Origin of the sequence: Mesorhizobium sp. M7A.F.Ca.CA.003.01.2.1 (genome assembly GCF_003998945.1) — a bacterium.
Classification (GTDB): domain Bacteria; phylum Pseudomonadota; class Alphaproteobacteria; order Rhizobiales; family Rhizobiaceae; genus Mesorhizobium; species Mesorhizobium ciceri.
This window is the reverse complement of sequence record NZ_RZRA01000963.1, coordinates 1-2,086: the sequence shown is the minus strand read 5'-3', so window position 1 is coordinate 2,086 and position 2,086 is coordinate 1. Positions and strand designations below refer to the sequence as shown.

General features: G+C 63.4%; 2 protein-coding genes. Both read left to right on the top strand.

Annotated features, from left to right (window positions below):
• A partial coding sequence (locus EN969_RS28305; protein ID WP_164758568.1) for a sugar ABC transporter ATP-binding protein occupies positions 1-1,459 on the top strand: 1,459 nt, incomplete at its 5' end.
• Positions 1,452-2,086: ABC transporter permease (locus tag EN969_RS28300; RefSeq protein ID WP_164758567.1), on the top strand; the 635-nt coding region annotated here is incomplete at its 3' end. The genes EN969_RS28305 and EN969_RS28300, both read left to right, overlap by 8 nt.

Here is a 2,086-nt window from a genome sequence, read left to right as displayed (position 1 = left end):
GCGCAAGGGCGCGGTCAACGTGCTGGTCGGCGAGAACGGCGCCGGCAAGTCGACGCTGATGAAGATCATCGCCGGTGTCGAACGGCCGACCGCCGGCCGCATCCTGCTGGAAGGCGAAGAGGTTTCCTTCTCGTCATCCGGTGACGCGGTGAACCGTGGCATCGGCATGGTGTTCCAGGAGCTGAACCTGTTCGGCAATATGAGCGTCGCCGAGAATATTTTCGCCACCCGAGAAATCACCAACCGCTTCGGCAAAATCGACCACGCGCAACAGGAAAACCGCGCTGCGGAATTTCTGGAACGCCTACAGGCCGGCATCCGGCCCGACATGCTGGTCGAGGATCTGCGCATCGGCCAGCAGCAGCTGGTCGAGATCGCCAAGGCGGTTTCGCTCGATGCACGCATCCTGATCATGGACGAGCCGACCTCGGCGCTGAGTGCTGCGGAAGTCGAGATCCTGTTCAAGGTGATCGCCGACCTCAAGGCGCGCGGCGTGGCGATCGTCTACATTTCGCACCGGCTCGAAGAGCTGATCCGCATCGGCGACTACATCACCGTGCTGCGTGACGGCCGCATCACCGGCCAGGAAGAGATGAAGAACGTCGACACGCAGTGGATCGTTCGCCAGATGATCGGCTCCGACGCCAAGGACTTCGCCAAGGCCGACGGCCATCTTCCGGGCGAAGAGATTTTTCGTGCCGAGGAGATCTGCCTGCCTCGTGCCACCGGCGGACTTGCCGTCGACCATGTGTCGTTGTCGCTGCGTGCCGGCGAGATCCTCGGCATATACGGCTTGATGGGCGCCGGGCGCAGCGAACTGTTCGACTGCATCATGGGCCGCCACGGCCATTCGACCGGCGACATCTTCATTGGCGGTAGAAAGGTCAAGGAGCGCGATACGACGCGGCGCATCCGGCGCGGGCTGGCGCTGATCCCCGAGGATCGCCAGCGCGAAGGGCTTGTCTCGATCCTTTCGGTCGCCAGCAATTTGACGCTGGCCAGCCTGTCGCGCTTTGCCCGCCTGTTCCACATCCGTGGCGCTGACGAAAGGCAGGCGGTGACGCAGGTGGTGCGGGAGTTGGCGATCAGGGTCGCCGACCCGGCGCAAGAGGTGTCGTCGCTGTCGGGCGGCAACCAGCAGAAGGTGGTGATCGGCAAGGCGCTGCTCACCGGGCCCAAGGTGCTGCTGATGGACGAGCCCAGCCGAGGCATCGATGTCGGCGCCAAGGCCGACGTCTTCCGCACCATGCGCAAACTGTCGCGCGATGGATTGGGCATTCTCTTCGCCACCTCGGATCTCGATGAGGTGATGGCGCTGTCAGACCGCATTGCGGTGATGAGCAACGGAAAACTGACGGGCATGTTCGATCGCTCCGAGGCGACGGAGGCAGCCCTTGTCTCCGCCTCGGCACTTGGCCACGGGCCGACCCCGCACACGGAGAAAACCGCCCATGACTGACATCCCGGCCAAGGCGGCTGTCCCCTCCGTCTCGAGCGGCTCGCTGCTGCTGACGCTGATGAAGGCGAGAACCTTCATCGCGCTCATCGCCGTCTTGATCTTCTTTTCGATCGCGGCGCCTAATTTCCTGTCGACCGCCAATCTGATCCTGATGTCGAAGCACGTGGCGCTGAATGCGTTCCTGGCGATGGGCATGACCTTCGTCATTATCACCGGCGGCATCGACCTTTCGGTCGGTTCGATCGTCGGCCTGTGCGGTATGGTGGCCGGGTATCTCGTGCTCAACGGCATCGACCTGCAGATCGGCTACACCATCTATTTCAACGTCTTTGAGATCGCGCTGATCACGCTTGCCGTCGGCATATTGATCGGCGCCGTCAACGGCTTGCTGATCACCAGGCTAAACGTCGCGCCGTTCATCGCCACGCTCGGCGTGCTCTATGTCGCGCGCGGCCTGGCGCTGCTGTCGTCGGATGGCCGCACCTTTCCCAACCTCGTCGGCAAGCCGGAGCTTGGCACCACCGGCTTCGGCTTCCTCGGGGCCGGTCGGCTGCTTGGCCTGCCGGTGGCGATCTGGATCCTCATCGTCGTTGCACTGGGAGCCGCCTATCTCGCCAAGTACACGCC